The sequence below is a fragment of the Roseivirga sp. BDSF3-8 genome, from assembly GCF_041449215.1.
Classification (GTDB): Bacteria; Bacteroidota; Bacteroidia; order Cytophagales; family Cyclobacteriaceae; genus JBGNFV01.
The window spans coordinates 1,304,895-1,320,720 of record NZ_JBGNFV010000001.1 but is presented as its reverse complement, the minus strand read 5'-3'; the positions used below and the strand labels follow the sequence as shown (position 1 = coordinate 1,320,720).

General features: G+C 48.2%; 17 protein-coding genes. 9 read left to right on the top strand and 8 right to left on the bottom strand.

The genetic code is table 11. The features are described 5' to 3' along the window. Positions 1–87 precede the first annotated feature (87 nt). From AB9P05_RS05185 to AB9P05_RS05165, 5 genes are all read left to right on the top strand, one after another. Entirely contained in the window at positions 88–924 is an 837-nt protein-coding gene (locus AB9P05_RS05185; RefSeq protein WP_371907745.1) for an alpha/beta fold hydrolase, read from the top strand. Continuing rightward, complete coding sequence (locus AB9P05_RS05180; RefSeq protein ID WP_371907744.1) at positions 921–1,427, top strand: RNA polymerase sigma factor; 507 nt, start codon at positions 921–923, stop codon at positions 1,425–1,427. Before AB9P05_RS05185 ends, AB9P05_RS05180 begins: the two co-directional genes overlap by 4 nt. After that, a complete protein-coding gene (locus AB9P05_RS05175) occupies positions 1,420–1,995 on the top strand; it encodes a hypothetical protein (RefSeq protein WP_371907743.1) in 576 nt (191 codons plus the stop codon). Before AB9P05_RS05180 ends, AB9P05_RS05175 begins: the two co-directional genes overlap by 8 nt. Positions 1,996–2,072: 77 nt before the next feature. Beyond that, complete coding sequence (locus AB9P05_RS05170) at positions 2,073–3,926, top strand: alpha-amylase family glycosyl hydrolase (RefSeq protein ID WP_371907742.1); 1,854 nt, start codon at positions 2,073–2,075, stop codon at positions 3,924–3,926. A gap of 274 nt (positions 3,927–4,200) precedes the next feature. Next, entirely contained in the window at positions 4,201–4,590 is a 390-nt protein-coding gene (locus AB9P05_RS05165) for a hypothetical protein (RefSeq protein ID WP_371907741.1), read from the top strand. A 50-nt stretch (positions 4,591–4,640) separates the two neighbouring features. Here the strand turns inward: AB9P05_RS05165 and AB9P05_RS05160 are convergent, their stop codons facing one another. The 4 genes from AB9P05_RS05160 to AB9P05_RS05145 all read right to left on the bottom strand — a co-directional run bounded on the left by AB9P05_RS05160 (position 4,641) and on the right by AB9P05_RS05145 (position 7,930). Further along, positions 4,641–4,775: a hypothetical protein gene (locus AB9P05_RS05160; protein ID WP_371907740.1), complete on the bottom strand. Its 135-nt coding sequence runs from the start codon at positions 4,773–4,775 to the stop codon at positions 4,641–4,643. Between the two features lie 22 nt (positions 4,776–4,797). Further along, positions 4,798–5,913 carry a hypothetical protein gene (locus AB9P05_RS05155; protein ID WP_371907739.1) on the bottom strand — a complete coding sequence of 372 codons (1,116 nt, stop codon included), beginning with the start codon at positions 5,911–5,913 and terminating at the stop codon, positions 4,798–4,800. A gap of 123 nt (positions 5,914–6,036) precedes the next feature. Continuing rightward, positions 6,037–6,609 carry a pentapeptide repeat-containing protein gene (locus AB9P05_RS05150; RefSeq protein ID WP_371907738.1) on the bottom strand — a complete coding sequence of 191 codons (573 nt, stop codon included), beginning with the start codon at positions 6,607–6,609 and terminating at the stop codon, positions 6,037–6,039. 7 nt (positions 6,610–6,616) lie between these two features. Continuing rightward, positions 6,617–7,930: a cytochrome P450 gene (locus AB9P05_RS05145; protein WP_371907737.1), complete on the bottom strand. Its 1,314-nt coding sequence runs from the start codon at positions 7,928–7,930 to the stop codon at positions 6,617–6,619. 219 nt (positions 7,931–8,149) lie between these two features. Between AB9P05_RS05145 and AB9P05_RS05140 the strand changes: the two genes are divergently transcribed. Further along, on the top strand, positions 8,150–9,013 hold the full coding sequence (locus AB9P05_RS05140; protein WP_371907736.1) for a 3-hydroxyacyl-CoA dehydrogenase family protein: 864 nt from the start codon (positions 8,150–8,152) through the stop codon (positions 9,011–9,013). A gap of 54 nt (positions 9,014–9,067) precedes the next feature. Here AB9P05_RS05140 and AB9P05_RS05135 read toward each other — a convergent pair whose 3' ends face one another. Beyond that, the gene (locus AB9P05_RS05135) at positions 9,068–10,060 is read right to left on the bottom strand and encodes a WD40 repeat domain-containing protein (RefSeq protein ID WP_371907735.1); all 993 of its coding nucleotides are present in this window, start codon (positions 10,058–10,060) and stop codon (positions 9,068–9,070) included. A 137-nt stretch (positions 10,061–10,197) separates the two neighbouring features. Here AB9P05_RS05135 and AB9P05_RS05130 point away from each other — a divergent pair, with 137 nt between their 5' ends. Next, positions 10,198–10,857: an outer membrane beta-barrel protein gene (locus AB9P05_RS05130; protein ID WP_371907734.1), complete on the top strand. Its 660-nt coding sequence runs from the start codon at positions 10,198–10,200 to the stop codon at positions 10,855–10,857. Positions 10,858–10,870: 13 nt separating this feature from the next. Here the strand turns inward: AB9P05_RS05130 and AB9P05_RS05125 are convergent, their stop codons facing one another. Genes AB9P05_RS05125 through AB9P05_RS05115 form a run of 3 tightly spaced genes read right to left on the bottom strand, consistent with a single transcriptional unit; the run spans position 10,871 to position 12,826 of the window. Beyond that, positions 10,871–11,317, bottom strand: coding sequence for an SRPBCC family protein (locus AB9P05_RS05125; RefSeq protein WP_371907733.1), 447 nt, complete (start codon positions 11,315–11,317; stop codon positions 10,871–10,873). Positions 11,318–11,374: 57 nt separating this feature from the next. Beyond that, positions 11,375–11,944, bottom strand: a complete 570-nt coding sequence (locus tag AB9P05_RS05120) for a Crp/Fnr family transcriptional regulator (RefSeq protein ID WP_371907732.1) — start codon at positions 11,942–11,944, stop codon at positions 11,375–11,377. Between the two features lie 57 nt (positions 11,945–12,001). Then, the gene (locus AB9P05_RS05115) at positions 12,002–12,826 is read right to left on the bottom strand and encodes an MBL fold metallo-hydrolase (protein ID WP_371907731.1); all 825 of its coding nucleotides are present in this window, start codon (positions 12,824–12,826) and stop codon (positions 12,002–12,004) included. 131 nt (positions 12,827–12,957) lie between these two features. Between AB9P05_RS05115 and AB9P05_RS05110 the strand changes: the two genes are divergently transcribed. Then, a complete protein-coding gene (locus AB9P05_RS05110) occupies positions 12,958–14,598 on the top strand; it encodes a hypothetical protein (RefSeq protein WP_371907730.1) in 1,641 nt (546 codons plus the stop codon). A 73-nt stretch (positions 14,599–14,671) separates the two neighbouring features. Continuing rightward, a complete protein-coding gene (locus tag AB9P05_RS05105) occupies positions 14,672–15,343 on the top strand; it encodes an acetyltransferase (protein ID WP_371907729.1) in 672 nt (223 codons plus the stop codon). Positions 15,344–15,826 lie beyond the last annotated feature (483 nt).

Sequence of the window (15,826 nt, the reverse complement as noted above, 5' to 3'; positions counted from 1 at the left end):
CCCGGATGACACCGGGCTTTTATTTTTTTTACCCTTGCGTGTAACAATATCCGGGTGGCGGTATCCAATGGGTAAAAATTAATTATTATGAAGCATTTTATTCTTTTGATCGTAATCGCATTCGGAACCCTGCAGGTACAGGCACAGCCGCAAGCTATACAAGTGGATGTAAGCGGAGAGGGGAGTCCGGTGATATTCCTTCCCGGCTTTGTCTCGCCCGGTAGTGTGTTTGATGAGACAGCAGCAGGCATAGAGGGTACTTATGAAAAGTATTTTATCTCTTACGCAGGGTTTAATGGATTAGCCCCTATTGATACGCCATGGTATAGTCAGATCAGGGAGAGTGTGGTACAGTATATTGTAAAACAGGACCTTGAGGAAGTGGTGCTGATAGGCCACAGTATGGGAGGCATGCTGGCGGCGGATGTGGCTGCAGAGTTGCCGGACCGTATGCATAAGGTGGTGTTTGTGGATGCGCTGCCCTGTATGCGTGAAGTGATGATGCCAGGCGTATCCGCTGAGCAGATCAGCTATAGTAATCCCTACAATGATCGTATGCTGCAAATGGACAGTGCTACATTCAGCCAGACGGCCAGGCAAATGGCTATGGGGATGACAGAAGATACTGAAAAGGCGCAGGAAGTGATTAGCTGGATGCTTGAGGCTGACAGGAAAACCTATGTATACGGCTATACTGATCTGCTAAAGCTGGACCTGCGCGAAAGACTATCTCAGATCGACGTATCTGCTCTGGTTATTGGGGCTCCCTCCTTTGGTGCACAAGTGGTCAGGGAAAATATGGAGAAGCAGTATGCTAACCTAAGCGATAAGCAGATAAAGATTGCTCCGGGAGGCCGACATTTTGTAATGTTCGACGAGCTGGAATGGCTTACAGACCAGATAAACGGATTTTTGGCAGAATGACAGTCAAAAAAAACAGGAAAGTATTTGACAGACTGTACCAGGAGTATTATGCAGTAGTGCGCAAGATGTGCCTGGGTTATACCAAAGGGGATGATGCTGCGGCAGATGACCTTAGTCAGGAGGTATTTATGAATGCCTGGGGTGCACTGGATAAGTTCCGGGGAGACTCTTCTTACAAGACCTGGATATACCGGATCACGGTAAATACCTGCCTGCTCCACATTCGGTCGGAGCAGCGCAGGGCAAAAAGGATGAATGAACTGGTAGAAGAAACAACTGTAGTCAGTGAAACGCCCAAAGACGGTGAGTTCAACTCCCTTTACAAGGCAATAGGTATGCTGGAAAAGCTGGATCGACTGGTGATCATGATGGTGCTGGACCAGCTTAGCTATGAAGAAATAGCCAAGGTCAGTGGTATCTCGGAGGGTAACCTCAGGGTGAAAATTCACCGCATCAAAAAACGATTAAAAACACACCTGGAATACGTAGAAACTCATGGATGATCTATTTAAGCAATGGCAAAATGCTCCTGCTGAATCTTCAGGAAAGTCGCCCGATCCCGGCCGGATCATTGAGCAGGCCGAGCAGAAGAAAAGAAAGAGCAGAAGATTTCATACTGGTAATATCGCTGTGTTATCGGCTACTATTGTTGGTCTGCTGGTATTCTTTAATACGGTGGCCCCGGTGCAGGAGCCACTCAGCCTGGCGTCGGTAGGGGTTATGATCGGCGGGCTGCTGGTGAGGATCATAATAGAAGTGATCAGTTACCGTAAACTGCAGCAGATAGATATGACGGAGGACACCTTAAAAGCTAACAGTCAGGCGAGGCAATTTTACACATTCAGAGACCGCATACACGGGCCGGTAACGATAGCCATAGTGTTAGCCTATTGTGTGGGCGTGGCCATGCTCATACCCGAATTCAGCCGGTACCTAACCATCAAGTCCTTGCTCATCTACTATGCAGGCTTCGTGGTGTGGGGCCTGATTATGATCGTGGTGATCCGTAAGCAAATAAAGAAAGAGGCGGAGACTCTTCGCGAGCTGAAGGGGCTGACTAGAGAAGGGTAGGGTGTCTGCCGGGAAACATGCCTTTACGCTGTTTTTCGTATTATTACCTTTACAATGAACCCATAGCCCTGAGTGTAATGAGAAATACAGGTGTATTGCTAATAATGATCGCAGGCTGGCTGGTTGTGGCCTGCCAGTCGGATATAAACGAAACAGAACAAATGGACCCACTTTTAATTTCAAACCGGCTGGAAGAGAAGAATAAGGGTGAAAAAATTGCCGTGTACCAGGTGTTTACGCGGTTATTCGGTAATAAGAACAATGCCAATAAGCCCTTTGGAACGATAGAGGAGAATGGGGTGGGTAAGTTTAACGACTTTACCCCCACGGCGCTGGATGCCCTTGCGGACATGGGTTATACACATATCTGGTATACCGGAGTGATCGAGCATGCGGTAGTACGTGATTACAGTGAATATGGTATTCGGATAGATGATGCGGACGTGGTAAAAGGCCGGGCCGGATCACCCTACGCGATCAAGGACTACTACGACGTGAACCCGGACCTGGCAGTGGTAGTGGAAAACCGCATGGAAGAGTTTGAAGAACTGGTGGAGCGCACTCATGAAGCCGGGCTGAAGGTGATAATCGACTTCGTGCCAAATCATGTGGCACGGGAGTATCATTCGGATGTGAAGCCTGAAGGGGTAACGGACCTGGGGGAGAATGATGATAGCTCAGTGGGCTTTGCGCGTGATAATAACTTTTACTACCTGCCCGGGGAGCCATTCAGCGTACCGGCGGGCTATGTGCCCCTGGGCGATCAGCCTTTTCCTACTAAGGACGGGCAGTTTGATGAGAATCCTGCGAAAGTGTCGGGTAATAATGCGATCACCCCCCAGCCCAATGTGGATGACTGGTTCGAGACGGTGAAAATCAATTACGGGCTGGACATCTTTAATAATGATACGAAGCACTTTGATCCGATACCGCAGACCTGGCACCAGATGCTGGAAATCCTTCAGTACTGGGCAGATAAGGGGGTAGACGGCTTCCGCTGTGACTTTGTGCAGTTTACGCCTTATGAGTTCTGGGGATGGGCCATACCGCAGGTAAAGGAGCAGCACCCCGGGGTGATCTTTCTGGCAGAGATTTATGTGCCTGAGTGGTACGAGGACTATCTGGAAAAGGGCAATTTCGACTACCTGTATGATAAGGTGCAGCTCTACGATACCCTGCGTCACCTGATGACGGGCTCAGGCAGTACGGATAATATCCCGCCTATCTGGAAAGACCTGAGCGGCATGAACCACACGATGCTGCGTTTCCTGGAAAACCATGACGAGCAGCGCATTGCCTCACCATACTTTTCCGGTGATCCGGCTTATGGCAAACCGGGCATGCTGGTGAGCTCGACCCTATATACAGGGCCGCTGATGGTGTATTTCGGGCAGGAAGACGGCGAGCCGGGTGCCGGAACTGAGGGCTTTGGCGGTGATGACGGCCGCACCACGATCTTCGACTACTGGGGGGTGCCGCAGCACCAAAAGTGGATGAATGACGGGGTCTTTGATGGCGGGCAGCTTAGCGAGGAACAGAAGGAGTTAAGGGTGTTTTATAAAAACCTGATCAACCTCTCGGTAAAGGAAGCGGCCCTGGCAAAAGGCGACCTGCTGGATATACACGAATACAACCGCAAAAATGGAAGTCCGGGCTATACGGATAAGGTCTATGCTTATATCCGCTATACGGATGGGCAAGCGATGCTGGTAGTGGCTAACTTTGGTGATGGTGAAGGGCGGGAGCTTACCGTGATGGTGCCTGAAGAAGCCTTGGCGCTGGCGGGCCTGAAACCCGGGGGAAGTTACACCCTTGAAGGCAAATTATCCACATCGGAAAGTTACCCCCTGGATGGAGGAAAGGTGACTTTCTCTGTTGAGCCGCTAGGGGCTTATATTTTTGAGTTGGTGAGGGAAAAAGGAGAGGAATGAGAAAACGACTTCAGTTTTACCCTGACCTCTGCATAATATCAATTTCTGCCCTGTTGCTATGTTAGCACTCAGTTGAGGCTATGCCATAGGGGCATTAAACTATTTCGCTATAAATGTGGCGTAGTGCCGATTAGGATTTAGAAGGTTTTAGAGGGGGTTTTTGACGTGCTTTTTGAAGAACTATTTCGTCTAATAAAGTAAGCTTCCGGATTAAATAGAGGTTTCAACTCTTTATATTTGCATTTTTAATGCACCAACTATATCCTTCATAAAAATGCTAAAAACTGTTGCAGAAACACCACAATACAAGTTAGAGGTGAATCTACTGAAAAACCGTGCTTATCTTACTATAATTGGCTTTTGGCGTGGTAGAGATGAAGTGTCGACTTATTTAGATGACTGGTCGAAAGCGTTAACGAGTTTAAAACCTGGCTTCACCCTTCTTACAGACACCAGAAGCATGAAAATCCATCCGGCAGATGTGCGGGCATTGCACGAAAGGGCCCAACAAATGGTTACCGAAGCCGGTGTAAAGGCAGTGGCTGAAATACAGGAAAATGGTGCCGCAAAACTGCAGCTTGAAAGCTTATCTCAGGAGACAAAAATGCCAAAAAACTCTTTTGATTCTGGGGAATTAGCAGAAGAGTGGTTGGATAATCAGTGATCCATCCGGATATCGAAACCTGTAAAAAGGCCCGGCTTTCCCTCAATGGACTACCGGGCCTTTTTCATTTTATTGGACGTGCTGTAAATCAGGTAATGCCCTGCCGTTCGCAGATCGGCGTACCCCTGGTTAGTACGGTCAAAAGTGGCCCCCTCCTCCTGCAGATTACTACTGCTGAAATCCATTGAGGGAGGCACCCATACGGGCTTAGAGGGTTCTGCTCAGCTCTACCTTCAGCACCTTGCCGGCGGAAGAGGTCCAGGTGCCTGTGGCTTTAGTATGGTCTTCATTCAGGATAAGGTCAAAGCTTCCGGTCTGCTCAGAGTCTTCATTATATTCCCTGAGAGTTAGAGTTTTGCCTTCCAGGTTGCCCGATATTCGAATGCCCTGACCCACTCTTTCGTAATAGTATTTGCCTCCCAGGGAATGATCGTTATATAGCCGTTCGATTAGTAGCCTTATGGAGTATTTTCCGGCGATGGTGCCTGCAAAGAGTTTGCCCTCCATGTGGCTGGCTATGGCATCGTTTTCTTCTCCCAGAAGTATTTTCCGGCCATAGGCTGAAAGCAGCGGGCTTAGCTGGTTATAGGTATAATTGGTATAAAGCCTGCCTACATTGTCTATGCCGCGGTTATAGTGAGCACTGCACCTTTCCCGAATCAGGCTCAGGCTGTTTTCCTCTTCGTTTATTTTAAATTGGCTAATGGAATGTACGGAATGGATCACCTCAATACACCGCTCGTATATTTCGCGCTCATCGGCATTTATTTCCAGGTCGCTTAAGAGGCTGTTTCTCATGTCCTCATCCTGCTCATCGGTAAGGGCGTCTTTCAGCGACTCGGCATACTGGTCGCACTTATTTATGGCTTCCTTCAGCATTCTTAGCCTTTCTTCCCTGGCCATTGCACTCAGGCGGTCGTACCCGTGGGGGGTAAACAGGTCACGCAATGTGAATTTTTCGCCTGTCTGCGCGTCGAATGAGTGGAAGTCGATATAGTATTCGCAGTACGCGCCACAGTATTCAGCATCGGTGTTAAAGCTCAGAATGTGCTGAGTGTTAATATCGGTTTCTAAGTGCATCATGTAGGCACCGGAAGGCCTGTCATGAGATGGCCCTATGGTGCTCATGGCTATGCTGGTATCCTGCACGTTGCCCAGAATCTCCAGTCTAAGTATGGTATTGATCTTATCGGCCGCAGGGGTATGACCCTGCACTACAGGAAAAGTGAAATCATCTCCATCCTCAATTTTTTCAATAATAAGCTGGGCACTGCTTAGACTAAATGAGAGGACAAACAGGGCGGATAGCAGGGCTTTTTTCATGATTTCTGATTCAAAGGATTGCCATTTATTAGGCATCACAAAGAAAGCCATTATCCATTTAACAGAAGCGTTGTTTTACCAGGCGATCATACATGTGGCTGTGTGCCATAAGCCACCCTATGCTTAATCGATCCGGATATCGAAGCTTGCCAAAAGGCCGGGCAGCCCGGTGAGGGAAAATCTGGCTTTTTTTATTTTATTGACCGTAGGGTCGATCACGTAATTTTCCGCTGTGCGCAGATCGGCGCCCTCCAGGTCAGTACGGTCAAAAGTGGCCCCCTGCAGATTGCATCCGCTGAAGTCTGCTTTTTTGATAGTGGCGGCGGTAAAGTCGGCTTCTGCCAGGCTACACTCTTTAAATGAGGTGCCGGGTAGCTTCAATTCATAGAATGAACTCAGGTCAAGATGGCAGTGATTGAAGGCAAATGATAGCAAAAGGGTGCGGCAGTCTTCAAAGCGCAATCCCATAAGCTTGCAACTATCAAAGCGTACATCCTGAAATCCGGTGCCCAGCAATTTGACATTGTTGAGGTCACAGCTTTTAAATTCACACTCAATAAATATACAGCCGGATAGGTCTGCAGCGGTGAACCGGCAATTGGTAAAGGTGCAGAGCTCATAATGGCCCTTTTCCAGGGGGTGGGCAATGAAGTCTTCGTTTTTAAACTCCTTTTCTTCTATATATACTTTTTCCACTCGGCAGTTATTTACGTTTCACCATTTGTACCTGCAGCGCTTCATCAGGGCGCAGGGTCAGCAGAGGATTAAACCCGGGGTGTAACCGGGAAAGGGGCAGGACCTGCCATTCACGAACCACCTGACTGAGCAGTATCATGATCTCGAAGAGGGCGAAATTATTACCGATGCAAAACCTGGGGCCACCACCGAAGGGCATGTACTGCAACTTGTGCTTTGGGGTGAGGTTTCTGAATCGCTCAGGATTAAACACGTCCGGCTGGTCCCAGTAGGCGGCATTGTGATGCAGGAGGTAGATGTTGCACATGACCTGCTTACCTTTAGGTAAGTGGTATCCGCCCAGTTCATCGTCTTCTGTTGCCAGCCTTACGATATTCCAAATAGGCGGATATATGCGCAGGATCTCTTTTACTACCAGTTGCAGGTAATCGAGGTTAGAGAAGTTCATCAGGTCCATTTTATCCAGGCTATCCAGTGCCTTTACCTCTTCGTAGAGCCGCTGCTGTATGTCCGGGTGGTGGGCCAGCAGATGCAGGCCCCAGCTCAGGGCGAGAGCGGATGTCTCATGACCCGCCACAAAAAAGGTAAGCAGTTCGTCCCGGATTCTATAAAATTCACGGTCAGGGTCGTGCTGCTTCATTAGCACCGTCAGGATGTCTTGTACAGCATCTCCGGTAGTTTTTCGTTCCTGTACGCAGCGATGGAGAATGGCATTAACATCGCGCATCATATTGTGATACCGGCGGTGGTTTCGGGTGGGGACCCAGGTAGGTAGCTTGAAGGGGGATCTGATACGGTTTACAATAAATTCCTGGCTAAAAACGATATTGCTGATCATGCGGTCTTTGAGTTCCTCATCCTGGTAGTGAATGAGTGAGTTTAGCAATACCGTAAGGGTGAGGTAGCCCATTTGCTTTTCCAGCGCCAGGTGCTCACTATCCTGCAGCTCTTTTACAAAATCTGCCCCTGTGTCCCAGATAGCAGGTAGCAATGCACGGAGCTCGTTTTTATGGAATGATGGCTGCAGTGCCTTCCGCTGGCTATGCCATTGCTCACCTTCGGCAGTAAGCAGGCCATTACCCAGCACACGGGCTATCTCCTTATAGCCTTTACTCTTCCGGTACTTGTCTTTGGCGGTGTTGAGTACATGGTGGGCGTGGCCGGGTTCATCGGTAAGTACGAAATCTCCCATAGGCAGATTCAGGTCCACGGGAGCTCCAAAACTTTTCACCGCCTCTTTCATATAGTCTACGGGTGAGGCCTGGAACTTTTTAAGGTTGGCAAATCGTGCGTTATCGGGAAAGGCTAGGGGAAGCTTCATAGGGTTTTGTATGGGCTAAAATTACACAGACGAGTTATCTTTTGAAAGTCAGGCGGGGTGTGGATTCAAGATGAGAAGAGAGCAAAATATCAGTGGGAAATTTATAAGAACAGGCAGGCCACATTATCTTTACCCTGAAGGTAATTCTAAGTCAGGTTTGTAAGCCTGCCTTAAGGTTACTGATTTACTAGACCTAAAAAAAGAAAAACTAAACGACCCATGTCTGACCAAATTAAACGTGTAGGGGTTATCGGTGCCGGAAACATAGGCCTCGGTGTGGTAAGTGACCTTCTGTTTCATGGCTTTGATGTGACACTTGTGGACAAGCAGGAAGCGATACTTTCGGATGCGCGAAAGGAGATCACAAAAACCCTGCGATTTGCCTCTATCATTGATAAAAGGCTGAAGCCTGTCACGGATGAGAAAGAACTGGCTGAACGCCTGGTGGTTACTTCTGATCTGAATAAGGTGAGTGAGTGTGATTATGTCATTGAAAATATCACTGAAAAGCGGAATCTGAAGCTGGGGCTGTACCAGGAGCTGGACAAGATATGCAGGGAGGAGGTATGCTTTGCAGCCAATACATCCTGTATCTCGATCACAGAAATCGGCGGCTGGACTAACCGGGCGGGGCAGATTCTGGGTATCCATTTTATGAATCCATCTTACCTGAAAATGACGGTGGAGGTGATCCGTGGAGATTATACTACAGAAGAAACGCTGGGCGTGGCGGACATGGTACTTAAAGCTATGGGTAAAGACTACGTAGTGGTCAAGGATTTTCCCGGTTTTGTAAGCAACCGTGTATCACACCTGTTTATGAATGAGGCGGCCTTTGTGGTGCAGGATCAGCTCGCTTCTCCGGCAGACGTAGATAAGATTTTTAAGGAATGTTTCGGGCATAAGATGGGGCCTCTGGAAACAGCCGACCTCATTGGCCTGGATACGGTAGTATTTTCCTTAGAGGTACTGTATGAAAGCTTTCAGGACCCAAAATACCGCTGCTGTCCGCTGCTTAAAAAGATGGTGGCCGGTGGGCAACTTGGTAAAAAAGTGAAGCGTGGCTTTTTCGATTACAAGTAAGCGTTAAAAATTATCTGATAGTGGCAGGGCTGTTTCTTAGCTGGTACAGTCCTGTTATTCTTCAGGTACCGCGTCATAGGTCTTTTCCACCTGGAGTGTCTTATCCAGAATGACTACCTGGCCTTTGCCGCTGGACGTTACCAGTTTGTCTCCGGCAGGGTTCCATGAGAGTCCCCAGAGAGGAGCCCCCAGCCCTTTTTCTTTCAGTATCTCTCCTTCGCTGGTCCATAACCGGATTTTGTCACTGGTGGTGGCTAAGGTATTGCCGTCCGGGCTCCACTTTACGGAGCGAAACTCTCCTTTGCCTTTTTGAACTTCTCTGATCTTGTTGCCCTGCTCGTCCCGGAATTGCAGCAGGGGGGGCAGGTCATTTTCCTTATCCCCATAGTCTCCGGTGACAAAGAAGTTGCCGGAAGGGTGCCAGTCAACACAAAGCATCAGTACTTCGTGTTGCCGTGGTTGCACAGTAATAAGCTCTTCGGATTCAATGTTATATAAGGAAATACGGGAGCCGGTCATGGCTAGGAGGGGCTTAGTTGGATGCCAGCTCAGGCCGGTCAGGGCTTTTGGGTCAATCTTTACCTTACTGATAAAGTGACTCTGCCTATCGTATATCACAAGATTCCCCTCGTTATCTCCGAGTGCCAGTAAGGTGCCGTCAGGGTTCCAGCCGACTGCTCTTGCTCCGAATGGTGAGAGGCTGTCCAGTGGGGTTTGCTCTCCTGTCTCAAGATTGATGAGATGGCTACGGCTACCGGATAACTGGATGGCTACTGCCAGCAGGGGATCTGTGGGGTGAAAAGCAGTGGAGGTGATGGTTTGGGTAAATGCAAAGTGGTTCTGCTTTACCAATTCGGGTGCTCCGAGTATAAGCAGGCCACGGTTATTTCCACCCGTAGCAATTCGCCCCCCGTCGGGAGACCAGGCGGCGGCCCACTGGATAGTATCGTAATTATTATTTCTGAAGGCCTGCTGGCACGCGGGCAGGCATAATAAAAAATAAATAGTAGATAGTAGGGGTAAAAGGGCTTTTAAGCGATATATCATGAGAACCTAACTTAAACAATAAGTCCTTGGTTAAGGTCTTTCTTTACATAAATGCTCCGGTGTCTCTCTGGCGGTTATGTCACAGAAGCCGGACTATTTGATTAAGAATATAATTAAGGATTTATTTCAAAGTAAATATGAGATCACTCATCATTTTTATTACTGCTGTCCTGACCTCCATCCAGGTGCTTGCTCAGGATGTTCGCCTGGGTATTCGTGGAGGCGGTAGCTTTGCCAACCAGGAATTGCAGAGCGATGCGCTCGGTGCGGCTGACCTGAGCTACGACCCTGAAAGCCGTCTGGGTTGGGAGGTCGGCCTGGTAATGGATGCATCCATTTCTCAGGTATTTGCTTTTCAGCCTGCCATTTTACTAAGCAGCAAAGGCTACCGGTATGAGGAAACCAATGTGCTGTTTGAACTGGACATTGAATCCAGGCCTTTGTATGTTCAGCTACCTATGCCTTTTATCATCCGGTCGGCACCAGGCCCTATTCGCTTCCTGGCCGGGGCAGGTCCGTATGTAGCTTACGGGGTTGGTGGTAACATAGAATCTGAGGGTGTAAGCGGCGGTGTTGAATTTCTTAGTGAAGGAGATATCGAATGGGGTGATGATATAGAAGATAACTATCGTCCCTTTGACGCAGGTGCCTACTTTATGGCTGGCTTTGAGGTGTCTAACCTGCAGTTAACCGTGAACTACGAGCTGGGGCTGGCCAATATCCTGCCGCAGGGTGATGATAATAACTATGTTCACAACCGGGTCTTGTCTGCCGGAGTAACCTTCTTTATACCTTAAAATGATGGTATTTTCAGGCAGGGTTTGTTGTAATGTTATACATAGACTCTGCCTGATCTTTTAGTTTCTCATTCATTTGCCTGAAGCCTGGCAGGGTGTCTTTCTCAAGCATACCGCTAAAGAGGGATGTTAGTAAACCGGTGAATTTTTCCCTCTGCTCAAAAACAACACTCCCGTCGCCCTGGTCGGTTATAAGAAAGGCGTGCTCTCCATCAAAAATTCCTTTTATGCCCAGGCTGCCCAGCCATCTCAATTCACGGGCTGAATCACATACCAGAATGACTGGCTTGAAGGTCATCTTTTGGATCTTCACCTTTATTCGATTGCCTACTTTCAACTCTCCTTCAAGCCGGGTAATAAATGGATTCCATTCGGGATAACGGGCGGTATCTGTTACTACCTGCCATACTGTTTCAGCCGAAGCATGGATGCGGATACTGGTACTGATTACTTTTGCCATAATTTATTTGTTTATGACAAAGATGAGGGGGTGTAAAGCTTTTCCTCTTGACAAAAATCAAGTTCTGATTTTATTCCGTATGCGGCTGAAGGTCTCGGGGCTCATGCCGAGCATAGAGGCGATGTAGTTTAGGGGCACATGCAGAAAAAGGTCTTTATTATGCTCAAATAACTGTAAATACCGCTCTTCGGCACTGAGGGAAAGGTGACTGAATACACGGTTCTCCAGGGTGATAAAGCAGTCGGAAATAAAGCTTTTTTCTATCTCATTCCAGTTGGGTACCAATTGTCTCACCTCCCGGAGGGCCTCCTCCTCCAGTACCAATATTTCTGTGTCGGTAAGTGCATTGATATTCCACCTGGCTCTTTTTTGAAAAACAAAGGCATGCAGGTCTGTCATAAAATAGCCCTGGTATCCTATCCACTGGGTAATTTCTTTGTTACCATGGGTGTCAAACACGCGGAGGTAGCCGCTTCTGATGTAGCCAAGTTTGCCGGTGTGCTGCCCTTTCCGGATGAAATAGTCTCCTCTGGATAGTTTCTGTAGCCTGAAGAGTGCGGCCACCTCCCGGACGAGGTGTGTGGGTATGCCTAAGTATGATTGAAGATGATGAGTTAATTCCTGCACCGGCTATAGGGGTTTTTGCTTTGTCAAAAATACTATTCTTTCCGCATGTATGCAGCCTTAGGGGATGGCGGCGGATATGTCTTCCATAGCGGCTTTCACCATGTTCAGCCGTGAGAGCCTGCCCTTAGAAAGCAGGCGTACATACGAATACTCATTAAGCTTCATTTTCCTGAATATTTGTCTGGCAGGCAGGCCTTTTGCGTAGCCTTCCTGTACTTCGGCATAGAAGCGCTCAAAGTAGTCGAGCTTTTTTCGAAGCTTCTTTTTAGGGTCTTTAAGCTGTGGGTTATGGCCACAAAGCATAACGTTGAAGTCGAGTTCAAGCACCTTTTTCATGGAGTTTATTTGCTGGAGCATGCTTTCTCCCCGCAGAAAAAAGCCAATATGGGTATTAATGAAGAGGTCTGAAGAAAAAAGCCAGTGCTTTTCCGGCTCATACAGGGCCACCATATCGGGTGCATGGCCGGGGATAGGAATAAGCTGAAAGCGGTAGTGGTCTGTTTCTATATAATCAACTTTGGGTATGAGGTTGTGGCTGGGTGGCCGGTTGCCCCAGGTTACCTTCTGAGCCAGGCTTAGCGAAGGTGGGTCTTTCATGATCTCACAGCAAAGGGGGGAAGCATAGGCAGGCCTGTCATAGTGAGGTTGCAGTATATGGAGGTTGCCGGTATGGTCTTCGTGGTGGTGTGTAATAAACAGTTGCTTTACACGGAGGCTGCCTACAGCGGCCATTACCTCTCTTCTTACCCGGGAGTGGCCTGTATCGATTAGTAATCCATCTATATAGTAGATATGTGAGACCATGCCCGGCCTGCCTATAATGCCTTTGCCAAACCTGAAGCCTTGTATGTCCTCGTGGGTAAAACTGTCGGTGATAGTCATGGTATGATAAACCGGTTCTGCTAAGTGGTCAAATGTATGGATTTAATAGGCGCAATACTTAATGAATTGCAGGACTTGGCTCTGATAGGGTGATCCAGTATATTGATGCCTTGTCTAACCAAACCCTGATCATGAAGCGATTTGCCGTTTTTGTACTCCTGACTTTTTGTATCTCTGCCGCGGCTACGGCGCGGTCTTACGATAACCTGGTGTCTTTATTTAAGGAATGGCGTGCCTTTGAAAAGCCTCCTATGACTGACGGGGTTCCGGATTATTCTGCAGTCACCTTTGAGAAGCGTTACCCGGAGTTTAAGAAGCTGCAATCCAGGCTTACTTCAATAGATACGGCCGGCTGGTCCGTAGAAGATAAAGTGGACTGGATGATCGTTTGGGCGGAGATGAACGGCTATGATTTCAACCATCGCGTATTGAAGCCATGGGTGCGTGATCCGGCTTTTTATAAGACGGTATGGACCTACCGCAGTGATGTGCCTGCCCACGAGGGGCCGACTCATCACAGCACCCTTGAACTCTGGACGTATGATTTTCCCCTGGATAAGGATGCCCGGCAGCAGATGCTGAATGAACTACGGGTGATCCCGGCGCTGAATGAACAGGCAAAGGATAACCTTACCGGTAATGCCCGCGACCTGTGGGTGACGGGTATAAGGGACATTCGCATGCAAAGCGAAGACCTGAAAGGAATACTGGAAATGGGGGGAGTGGCTAAAGACAAAAAGCTGAAGGCAGCCCTGCAGGAGGCAATAAGGTCTACAGATAGCTTGGTCCAGTGGCTGGAGAGTAAGGCAGATGGTAAAACGGGCCCCTCCGGGATAGGAAAAGAAAACTACACGTGGTATCTGCAAAATGTGCACCTGGTGCCGCTTACTTGGGAAGATGAGGTAATGCTGCTAAAGCGGGAGCTGGCGCGTGCCTGGTCATCGCTCAAGCTGGAGGAGCACCGTAACCGTGACCTGCCTGAGCTATCACCTGCTGATAGCCCGGAAGCGTACAAAAAGCTTGCTGAAAAGGGGGCTGAAAGCCTGCTGACCTTTCTGGATAAAGATGAGATGGTAAGTGTGAAGGGGTATTTTGAACCGGCCCTTAACGCCCACCTGGGTGAGTATGTGCCGGAGGAAAAGCGTAATTTCTTCTGGATTACGGCCCATCATGACCCTCGGCCCCTGTTTTCGCATTTCTACCATTGGTTTGAACTGGCACGGATGGATAATGAGCCGCACAGCAGTGAGGTGCGCCGCGGGCCTTTGCTGTACAATATTTTTGACTCACGTAATGAGGGGATGGCCACAGCGGTGGAAGAGATGTTTATGCAGGCAGGCCTGTACGAGGATAACCCGAGGGCCCGTGAGATTGTGTATATACTGATTGCACAGCGGGCGGCCCGTGGGTTGGGATCATTGTATGCACACGCCAATGAGATGACGATGGAAGAGGCTGGGGGTGTTCACTCGGAGTGGACGCCGCGCGGCTGGATGAAGACTGAGAAGGATCTGCTAATATTTGAGCAGCACCTGTACCTGCGTCAGCCAGGGTATGGCACCAGCTACATTACGGGTAAGTACCTGGTAGAGGCTGCACTGGCGGACTATGCGCGCATGCAGGAGGGGGAGAGTGGTGAGTTTAGTATCCGCTCATTTTTTGACAGGGTAAACGCTATAGGCAATATTCCGATCTCACTAGGGCACTGGCAACTTACAGGTAATGGGGAGCACCTGGCACCTATAAAGGATAGTGAGGTGCTAAAGCCCTGATAATCGTTGGTGTTCACAAATTTAATCTACACAGAAACGGTAGGCATGCCTGCCGTATGACAAGAAATATCAGATGGAAAATATAGTATTATTCGGGGGAGGCTTTCAGGCTAACTCGTGCATAGATATCATTGAAAAGGAGGGCAAATATAAGGTAGTGGGTATCATAGATTCAGGGGCTGAAATAGGTTCTGATCTTTATGGGTATCCCGTTATCGGCCGGCAGGAGGATATAGTGGCATTGATGGAGACGTACGATATCAAGGGCGGACTGGTCTCCATTGGTGACAATTACGCCAGGAAGTTCGTTAGGGACTTTATTATCTCTAAAGTGCCTGATTTTAACTTTGTGAACGCCATACATCCATCGGTACCGATAGGGCGCAATACAAAGATTGGTAAGGGTGTGGTGGCTATGGCCGGGGTGATCATAAATGCCGAGACGGAAATAGAAGACTTTTGCATTCTGAGTACGGGGGCACAACTGGAACACAACTGCTATATGGGGGAGTTCTCTCACCTTTCGGCAGGCTCGGTGACAGGGGGCAAGGTCAGGATAGGTAGGTTTGCCACCATTACTCTGAATGTAACAATAATAGACAGGCTGAGCATAGGAGAAAACACGGTGGTGGGTTCGGGTGCGGTAGTGCTAAAAGACCTGCCGGATAATGTATTGGCTTACGGTAACCCAGCACGTGTTATCCGCTCGCGTGAACCGGGCGAAAAGTTTTTAAAGTCGCTCTGACCTTTTACATAAATACACAATTCTAAAAATAGCCCCCTGGTAGAGATGCTTCCAGGGGGCTATTTATTTGTAGGTATCTCTACTATCGAGGCAGATGCTGTGGCATTATTCGCGGCTCTACTAACCAGCGTACGCTTTTCTTGTGTAGTTAAGAAACCTGATACTTTCAGTTGAATACGTGATCAGAGGGTTTGGATAGGTTGGCGTCCGTTGTTTTTATTTTTTAAAAAGGAAAAAATGCGGTGAATAATAATGCCATTGGGCAGGTATTTTTTTGTCCATTTAAAGGTTGTTTAATAGCAAATACTTTTAATAGCTATGCCTTAATCCGGATTATGCTGCATGTTCCCTGTTTATAAAGGAAGAGTCCTTTGCTCTTTACCAGGCTGTTTTCTACAAAAACACACTATTTATTACATCGAATTTTACATAGAGTTGAATGGGGGTATACCTAAATCTATTTTTTGTTTAACTTTTATTTAT

Bases quoted from the DNA above. Each gene is read 5' to 3' on its own strand.
- AB9P05_RS05185 (WP_371907745.1), top strand. From the start codon at position 88: ATGAAGCATTTTATTCTTTTGATCGTAATCGCATTCGGAACCCTGCAG.
- AB9P05_RS05180 (WP_371907744.1), top strand. From the start codon at position 921: ATGACAGTCAAAAAAAACAGGAAAGTATTTGACAGACTGTACCAGGAG.
- AB9P05_RS05175 (WP_371907743.1), top strand. From the start codon at position 1,420: ATGGATGATCTATTTAAGCAATGGCAAAATGCTCCTGCTGAATCTTCA.
- AB9P05_RS05170 (WP_371907742.1), top strand. From the start codon at position 2,073: ATGAGAAATACAGGTGTATTGCTAATAATGATCGCAGGCTGGCTGGTT.
- AB9P05_RS05165 (WP_371907741.1), top strand. From the start codon at position 4,201: ATGCTAAAAACTGTTGCAGAAACACCACAATACAAGTTAGAGGTGAAT.
- AB9P05_RS05160 (WP_371907740.1), bottom strand. From the start codon at position 4,775: ATGGATTTCAGCAGTAGTAATCTGCAGGAGGAGGGGGCCACTTTTGAC.
- AB9P05_RS05155 (WP_371907739.1), bottom strand. From the start codon at position 5,913: ATGAAAAAAGCCCTGCTATCCGCCCTGTTTGTCCTCTCATTTAGTCTA.
- AB9P05_RS05145 (WP_371907737.1), bottom strand. From the start codon at position 7,930: ATGAAGCTTCCCCTAGCCTTTCCCGATAACGCACGATTTGCCAACCTT.
- AB9P05_RS05140 (WP_371907736.1), top strand. From the start codon at position 8,150: ATGTCTGACCAAATTAAACGTGTAGGGGTTATCGGTGCCGGAAACATA.
- AB9P05_RS05135 (WP_371907735.1), bottom strand. From the start codon at position 10,060: ATGATATATCGCTTAAAAGCCCTTTTACCCCTACTATCTACTATTTAT.
- AB9P05_RS05130 (WP_371907734.1), top strand. From the start codon at position 10,198: ATGAGATCACTCATCATTTTTATTACTGCTGTCCTGACCTCCATCCAG.
- AB9P05_RS05125 (WP_371907733.1), bottom strand. From the start codon at position 11,317: ATGGCAAAAGTAATCAGTACCAGTATCCGCATCCATGCTTCGGCTGAA.
- AB9P05_RS05115 (WP_371907731.1), bottom strand. From the start codon at position 12,826: ATGACTATCACCGACAGTTTTACCCACGAGGACATACAAGGCTTCAGG.
- AB9P05_RS05110 (WP_371907730.1), top strand. From the start codon at position 12,958: ATGAAGCGATTTGCCGTTTTTGTACTCCTGACTTTTTGTATCTCTGCC.
- AB9P05_RS05105 (WP_371907729.1), top strand. From the start codon at position 14,672: ATGGAAAATATAGTATTATTCGGGGGAGGCTTTCAGGCTAACTCGTGC.